The 6,973-nt window shown below is 62.4% G+C and carries 7 protein-coding genes and 2 rRNA genes; 6 read left to right on the top strand and 3 right to left on the bottom strand.

Annotated elements, in window-relative coordinates; genetic code table 11:
• The 5 genes from NH448_RS03370 to rlmM form a co-directional block, all read left to right on the top strand.
• A 23S ribosomal RNA gene (locus NH448_RS03370) occupies positions 1-76 on the top strand; the annotation flags it as partial.
• 95 nt (positions 77-171) lie between these two features.
• Positions 172-287: ribosomal RNA gene (gene rrf / locus NH448_RS03365) — 5S ribosomal RNA — on the top strand.
• Positions 288-1,030: 743 nt separating this feature from the next.
• Entirely contained in the window at positions 1,031-2,590 is a 1,560-nt protein-coding gene (locus NH448_RS03360; protein ID WP_045992980.1) for a BCCT family transporter, read from the top strand.
• A gap of 310 nt (positions 2,591-2,900) precedes the next feature.
• A complete protein-coding gene (locus tag NH448_RS03355; RefSeq protein WP_045992979.1) occupies positions 2,901-3,338 on the top strand; it encodes a DUF2721 domain-containing protein in 438 nt (145 codons plus the stop codon).
• On the top strand, positions 3,328-4,401 hold the full coding sequence (gene rlmM, locus NH448_RS03350; RefSeq protein WP_045992978.1) for a 23S rRNA (cytidine(2498)-2'-O)-methyltransferase RlmM: 1,074 nt from the start codon (positions 3,328-3,330) through the stop codon (positions 4,399-4,401). Before NH448_RS03355 ends, rlmM begins: the two co-directional genes overlap by 11 nt.
• A gap of 31 nt (positions 4,402-4,432) precedes the next feature.
• Here the strand turns inward: rlmM and NH448_RS03345 are convergent, their stop codons facing one another.
• Entirely contained in the window at positions 4,433-4,720 is a 288-nt protein-coding gene (locus tag NH448_RS03345; protein ID WP_045992977.1) for an antibiotic biosynthesis monooxygenase family protein, read from the bottom strand.
• Between the two features lie 26 nt (positions 4,721-4,746).
• Between NH448_RS03345 and tusA the strand changes: the two genes are divergently transcribed.
• The gene (gene tusA / locus NH448_RS03340; protein WP_045992976.1) at positions 4,747-5,001 is read left to right on the top strand and encodes a sulfurtransferase TusA; all 255 of its coding nucleotides are present in this window, start codon (positions 4,747-4,749) and stop codon (positions 4,999-5,001) included.
• Between the two features lie 87 nt (positions 5,002-5,088).
• Here the strand turns inward: tusA and NH448_RS03335 are convergent, their stop codons facing one another.
• Entirely contained in the window at positions 5,089-5,802 is a 714-nt protein-coding gene (locus NH448_RS03335; protein WP_045992975.1) for a hypothetical protein, read from the bottom strand.
• A 102-nt stretch (positions 5,803-5,904) separates the two neighbouring features.
• Positions 5,905-6,972 (bottom strand): DUF3080 family protein, encoded by a 1,068-nt coding sequence (locus NH448_RS03330; protein ID WP_045992974.1) that lies wholly within the window; start codon positions 6,970-6,972, stop codon positions 5,905-5,907.
• Between the last annotated feature and the right edge of the window lies 1 nt (position 6,973).

The raw sequence follows: 6,973 nt of genomic DNA, 5'->3' as shown, positions 1-6,973 counted from the left end.
TGGTTGATAGGCCGGGTGTGGAAGCGCTGCAAGGCGTTGAGCTAACCGGTACTAATGGTCCGTGAGGCTTGACCATATAACACCCAAAGGGTTTTGGTCGATGATGTCTCGAATCAATTGACGGATACGATGAAGCGTATCGTCAGCATGGTGTACGTTGTCTTTTTTCCGCCTGACGACCATAGCGAGTGGGAACCACCTGATCCCTTGCCGAACTCAGAAGTGAAACCGCTCAGCGCCGATGGTAGTGTGGGGTCTCCCCATGCGAGAGTAGGTCATCGTCAGGCATTTATTCAGAAGAAGCCCAATTCCGAGAGGAGTTGGGCTTTTTCGTACGCATGGGGAAGACCCCCCTCTTTATATGTGGGGCCGCGCCGATAACCCCCTCGGCGCGGTCCGGCCGCTCGCAAGCTCGCGTCGTTCGTCACCCCTTGCAGCTTCGCTGCAAAAGCTCGGGGTGACTCACCCCCATGCGAGAGATAAGCTGCCTTGTTTCTAGTACAACTCCGGATACCGGAATTTTCCACAAGGTTAAGCTCGCTTTCTATAAGCGGGCGCGGGACGATAACCCCCTCGACGCGGTCCGGCCTGGTTCTTCTCAGGGGAAGGCTCGCGTCGTTCGTCCCCCCTTGCAGCTTCGCTGCAGTTCTTTTGAAGAGCGTCGGGGTGACTCACCCTGATGCGAGGGCGCTGTTGTTTGTGTGACGCCCGGAGGTCGTATACCCCTCCAGTGGCATGCTGGCATGACCGGAAAAAGACTCAAGCGTTGAACCATCGCGCTGTTCAGGGGGTGGTCATGCGGCGTCGACATTGTCATGCTTTTTTTTACGACACGCCTGGAACGGGTTCCAGGCGCGTCGCCGGGTTCGATTCGCGCATGAGGCGCGGTGAACCCTTTCCCTTCAGCCACAGAGCTGTCATGAAATCGCGGAATCCTCCGTGCTTCCTTCATGCCCATCAGGGCGCCATTCATCTTTCCCAAAAGGAGAGTCCGACAGCCTGACCCTAGTCTGCTGTCGCTACCCACCACATGAGTCATACCACCGCTTCCTCCGACTCGCGGGCTTCTTCGGCCGGTTCTCGACTGGGTGATCCCATCGTGCTCATCTTGAGCATCGGCTTCATCATGGGCTTCGTCGCCCTGTCTGTGTACGACATCGAGATGGTTGCCAACGGCATCTCTGCAGGCTTCGCCTGGACCGCCAAGACCCTGGGCAGCTATTTCCAGCTGTTGTTGCTGGCGACCTTCTTCATCGCCATGGGCATCGCCGTGTCTCCCAGCGCCAAGGCGCGTATCGGCAATCTCGAGACGCCAGAGATCAGTACCTTCAAGTGGCTGTCGATGATCATGTGCACGCTGCTCGCGGGCGGCGGTGTGTTCTTCGCCGCCGGTGAGCCGGTCTATCACTTCGTGGTGACGCCGCCGGCCTTCGACAGCGAAGCCGGGACGGCCGAGGCCATTTCAGGGGCTCTGGCCCAGTCGTTCATGCACTGGGGGCTGCTGGCCTGGGCCGTGCTGGGTACGCTGGCGTCGGTGGTGCTGGCTCATGCCCACTACGTCAAGGGACAGCCGCTGCAGCCGCGGACCCTGCTGTATCCGGTGCTGGGCGAAAAGGTCATGAAGGGGCCCTTCGGTGGCCTGGTCGACGCTCTGTGCGTGATCGCCGTGGTGGCGGGTACTGTCGGCCCCATCGGTTTCCTGGCGACTCAGGTCAGCTTCGGTTTTCATGAGCTGTTCGGTGTCAGTGAAGGCTACAGCACCCAATTGATGGTGCTTGCTGCTCTGGGGGTGGTGTACGTGACCTCGGCGGTCACCGGAATCCACAAGGGGATCCAGATCCTCAGCCGCTTCAACGTGTTTCTGGCTCTAGCGATCGCTGCGACGATCTTTATCCTGGGACCGACGCTGTTTCTGACCGATGCCTTTACCCAGGGGGCGGGCGCCTATCTGAGCTCGTTCTTCGAGATGGCGACCATGACCACCCAGACCGCACCGGACTGGTGGATGCAGTGGTGGACAGTGTTCTTCTTTGCCTGGTTTATCGGTTACGGCCCGCTGATGGCGATCTTCGTCGCTCGGATTTCTCGTGGACGCTCCATCCGGCAGATGATTCTGGCGGTGGCGGTGATGGCGCCTGTGGCTACCATGATCTGGTTCACCCTGCTGGGGGGTTCCGGCATCTACTATCAACTGAGCGGTGCCATCGATCTGACCGAGGCGTTGAACAACTTCCAGTTTGATGTCGCGACCCTGACCGTGGCCCAGGCGCTGCCCGGCGGAAGCCTGATGGCCATGGCCATCCTGCTGTTGACCACCATCTTCGTGGCGACGACCGGTGACTCCATGAGCTACGCCATTTCCGTGGTCGGTGCCGGTCACGACGAGCCCAACGCACTGGTTCGTGCCTTCTGGGGCATCGCCATGGCGCTGATGGCTGCCATTCTGCTGAGAATGGGTGCAGGCCAGATCAGTGCCCTGCAGCAGTTTATCGTGATCACCGCTATCCCGGTGTCGCTGGTGCTGCTGCCGACATTGTGGACGGCCCCTCGGGCGGCTCGTCAGATGGCCAAGGAGCAGGGCATCCTGTAATCGGGACATCGCCTCTGTTTGCCGCGGCCTGATGGCTCTGAAGGTTGAGTCCTGATGGCGGCCTCCGCTCCATTGTCTGCCCCCGACGCTTGCGTCGGGGGCAGTTTCGTATATGGCACAGCCGTCCGGCAGTGGCTACCGGATCGGCAAGTTGTGCGTCTTTCCACGCGAGCTTGTCTCAGCGTACCGGGTGTGTCGCACCTGGTGCGTCAAGCTGACCTTCGAGGCAGGGGGAAGGGCCGCGCGACTCGTCGCCAGGCGCCGTGACTGCTACCATGATCGACTTTCGTCGATCCTCTGGAGTGCCCCCGTGAATCTAACCACGCCGGCCCTGCTGTTTCCCGCCATTTCATTGCTGTTGCTGGCCTATACCAACCGCTTCCTGACCCTGGCCGGACTGATCCGCAAGCTGGCGGAGCAGGTAAAGGAGGGGGAAGAGGATCACGTCACCCAGATCCGACTACTGCGCCGGCGCATCTCGCTGACCAAGCGAATGCAGATCGCCGGGGTCTTCAGCTTCCTGCTGTGTACCCTGTCGATGTTTGCGCTGTTCCTGTCATGGACGCCGCTGGGTATGCTGCTTTTCGGCATCAGCCTGGCATCGCTGTCGATATCCCTGGTGTTTTCGTTGTGGGAGGTGGTGATCTCCACCAACGCCCTGAATGTTCAGTTGAAGGATATCGAACTGACCGCCGAGGGACGCGCCGGACTCGACTGGAGAAAGAGAACCTTTACCCATGACGCCTGATCAAATCCTTCTATTCTGTCGCCCGGGGTTCGAGCCGGACCTGGCCGCCGAGCTTACCGACCGCCTGCACGCTGAGTTCCTGGCCGAAGGCGAGGGCGCCAGCGTCGAGCCCCTGATGGAGGAGGGGCTGGTCAGGGTCAGCATGGACGGCGAGCACCCGGCCAATGACTTGCATCGTCGCCTGCGTCTCGACGAGCTGGTATTTGCCCGTCAGTCGTTGCTGGCCCTGCCGGAGCTCTCGCTGTCCCGGGACGATCGACTCTCGCCCATCTTCGAGCAGCTCAAGGCCTGTGGCTGGAGCTTCGAGTCGATCTGGCAGGAGACCCCGGATACCAACGAGGCCAAGGCGCTGAGTAGCCTGTTGAAGGCGTTGGAACGCCCGCTCAACTCCCAGCTCAAGAAGCGTGGTGCCTTGCGGCGCAAGGCGGGAGGACGACGGCTGCACCTGGTCTGGCGTGACGGTGACCGGGTCCAGCTGGCGATGAGCTTTCCCGGCAATCGCAGTGAATTCCCCGGCGGCATTCGACGTCTGCGCTTCCCCCACGCTGCGCCAAGCCGATCGACCTTGAAGCTCGAGGAGGCCTGGCATGAATTCGTGCCGCGTGACGAGTGGGACGAGCGGCTCGGGGAGGGCATGCAGGCGGCGGATCTTGGTGCTGCCCCGGGGGGCTGGACCTGGCAGCTGGTGCAGCGGGGGATGCAGGTCTACGCCATCGACAATGGCCCCATGGACAAGGCCCTGATGGCCAGCGGCATGGTCGAGCATCTGCGTGAGGATGGCTTCGTGTGGGAGCCGCCGATGCGCCTGGACTGGCTGGTCTGCGACATCGTCGACAAGCCCTCGCGCGTCATCACCATGATGGAGCGTTGGCTGTTGCAGCGCTGGTGTCGCGAGGCGGTGTTCAACTTGAAGCTGCCGATGAAGAAGCGCTGGGAGGAGGTATCGCTGTGTCTTTCCGGCCTCGCGTCACGCTTGCAGGAGGCCGGGGTTCGGGCCGAAATACGCTGTCGTCACCTCTATCACGACAGGGAAGAGGTCACCGTGCACGTTCGCCTCGATTGAGGCGGCGACACGGGCAGCAGATGGGCGTGGGTCAGTAGGCCGGTTCGAAGATCCGGACGTTCTCTGCCTCGGTCAGCAGCGGCTGGACGTGCTGCATCACTCTTTCTCGGGCCTCGCTGTTGTACCATGCCTTCCAGGCGCGCAGATCGCGCCACTTGGTGATCATCAGACGGCGGTCGGAGCGTCCTTGTTCGACCAGGCTCTCGCCGCCGAAGAAGCCATCGGCGCCCAGCGACTGGCGCATGGCCTCTCGTGCGGCCTGCTCGTATTCTTCTTCCAGGCCCGGCATGATGCGGCGCTCGATGATGATCTTGATCATGCTTTCACTCCAACTCCGAGGTATTGATGGTGGATTCTTCCGATGCGCTGCCCGCAAGCGACAAGGAACTGGATACCAGCGGTCTGTTCTGCCCTGAACCGATCATGATGATGCACAACGCGGTGCGGGACATGAGTCCTGGCCAGGTGCTCAAGGTCACGGCGACAGATCCGGCGACCACCCGAGATGTGCCCAAGTTCTGCCAGTTTCTCGGGCACGAGCTGGTGGAGCATCGCAGTCTTGAAGATGGCTCGCACTTCTACTTTATCCGGCTGGGATAAGATTGCCGAGGGAGGGGACTCAACGCTTGAGCCCCCTCCCTGGTGATGACGCTGATCCTGACGCTCCTTCCGACGCTCCTTCTTACGTTATGGCGCGGCTTCCTCATCGTCGTCAGGCATGACCATCATGGCCAGAGCTTCCAGCGTCGCCGGGTCTTCCTGGCGAATACGATTGGCGATCTGGCGCTGGAAGAAGTACACCACCCGGTGTCGGCTGTGGCCCGGGTAGAGGCAGGCGTCGCCGGGCAGTACCGGGACGGTTTCGATCAGGTTCTCGTCGGCCAGCAGGGACTCGATGGTGCCATCGCTGTACAGGCGCCAGCCGAAGACCTGCTTGAGCTGCCAGGGCGCGCCTTCCTCGTCCATGCACAGGGCGTGGGTACCCTGATGATCCGGCAGGCTCTGGATCAGGGTGGTTTCGCGGGTATCCTCGTATTCGAAGTAGGCCGCCGCGTGGGCCAGTTCCATTTCCTTGTGTTCCGGGGGCTGGTCGAACAGCTCCTCGGTTTCCGGATCACGGTAGCCGACGAAGTGACCGTGGTCCGGATCGTCGAGCTGCTCGCATGGCGTCAGCGACTCCATCCACGGGACCAGCCCGACAATATCGCCGTTCTCACGCATCCCCCAGGCCAGTATCGGCATGCCGTACAGGGTATCCGGGTGCGCGTCGAGTCGGTACACCATCTCCAGTCCATCGAGCTCCGGGGCCAGGCGAACCAGGCGTCTGCGGGCCAGTTGGCGTTGGCGCATGCTCTCCAGGTCGATGACCCGAGCGGGGCGGGGTGACAGTGGAATGCCCATGATCTCCCTCCAGCGGCTGCTTGCTTACGGCATCGCATCTCGGCCCGGGGCCGGACGCTGCGCTCTACGTCCCTGTTCTCATCAATAGCACAGACTCATCAACTAGCGTAAGTCCTCGTGGGTATCACAGCGTTGACGCCATTGCTGACGCAACCACAGGTGATCGTCTCGTACGCGCACGAAACTTGCCAGTGGCGTGGTTTCGGCTTCGAGCTCGAGCCATTGCCGGCGGTAGTCCTGAAAGGCCTGGCTGCCCGCCACATGGGCGTCCAGCAGTCGGTCCATGCCTGCGAACCAGCGTAGCGCCTGCGTCTCGAGGCGCTCAAGTGACGCTAGGGTGTCGCCTTCCTCGGGCAGCGTCGTCGTCTGTGAACATGCCGCATCAGCGCCGGTCCGGTCGTTGTCTGAGCCATGGCGGGAGGCGAGGGCGCGCTCTAGCAGTCGACTGGCTTCCTCGAGGCGTTGGCTTGCCAGCATCAGGGCGCGCATCAGCTCGGCACTCAGTGGACGATCCCGCAGGGTGGCAAGCGCCTGTTCCAGTGGCCCGGACTCTGGCGTCCACTGGCGGTCGAACTGGTGGATGACCGCTTCGTTCAGATAGCCAAGCGCCGCAAGCTGCTCGTCGACCGCCGAGAGTTCGTCGAGAGGCAGGGGAGAGCTTGCCCGCGAGAAGCTGCCGGTCCACTCCTCGGAGGAGACCAGGGCGTTGTAGCTGGCCAGCGGTAGCTGGCGTGTCTTGATGTCGGTCAGGCGAGCCAGGCGCTGGCGGTCACCCTCGGCCAGGGCGTCGGCGGCCTCGGCGTTCCAGCAGGCGCTGAGGCGGCGCCACAGACGCAGCTCGTAGAGCCAGCGCTGGCTGGGGGCGGCGGTCTTGCCAAGCTGGTTGTTGCGCTCGGCGACCAGGTTGGCGATATGGCAGCCGCGCAGGGCAAAGACGTCGAGCATGCCTTCCCTGATCGGCGGGATCTCCAGCGTCAACTGACGGCGTTCGGGGAAGTCGCCGATGTTTGCCACCGGCGCGGGCTCCGGTGGTGGCTGGTCGAGTGCCTTGGCTAGCCGCTGTTGATAGGCCAGCAGATCACGTTCCAGCGCCGAGTCGCCACAGCCCACCAGCAGCGACAGGCAGGAGGTGAGCAGCAGCCGCCACCGGCCAGGACGAAAGCCGTTCATG

The organism is Halomonas sp. OfavH-34-E (genome assembly GCF_024124525.1).
Lineage (GTDB): Bacteria > Pseudomonadota > Gammaproteobacteria > Pseudomonadales > Halomonadaceae > Halomonas > Halomonas litopenaei.
This window is presented reverse-complemented; position numbering and strand designations above follow the sequence as displayed.

Excerpts from the sequence above, each read along its gene's own strand:
- NH448_RS03360 (WP_045992980.1), top strand. The coding sequence starts at position 1,031 with ATGAGTCATACCACCGCTTCCTCCGACTCGCGGGCTTCTTCGGCCGGT.
- rlmM (WP_045992978.1), top strand. The coding sequence starts at position 3,328 with ATGACGCCTGATCAAATCCTTCTATTCTGTCGCCCGGGGTTCGAGCCG.
- NH448_RS03345 (WP_045992977.1), bottom strand. The coding sequence starts at position 4,720 with ATGATCAAGATCATCATCGAGCGCCGCATCATGCCGGGCCTGGAAGAA.
- tusA (WP_045992976.1), top strand. The coding sequence starts at position 4,747 with ATGGTGGATTCTTCCGATGCGCTGCCCGCAAGCGACAAGGAACTGGAT.
- NH448_RS03335 (WP_045992975.1), bottom strand. The coding sequence starts at position 5,802 with ATGGGCATTCCACTGTCACCCCGCCCCGCTCGGGTCATCGACCTGGAG.
- NH448_RS03330 (WP_045992974.1), bottom strand. The coding sequence starts at position 6,972 with ATGAACGGCTTTCGTCCTGGCCGGTGGCGGCTGCTGCTCACCTCCTGC.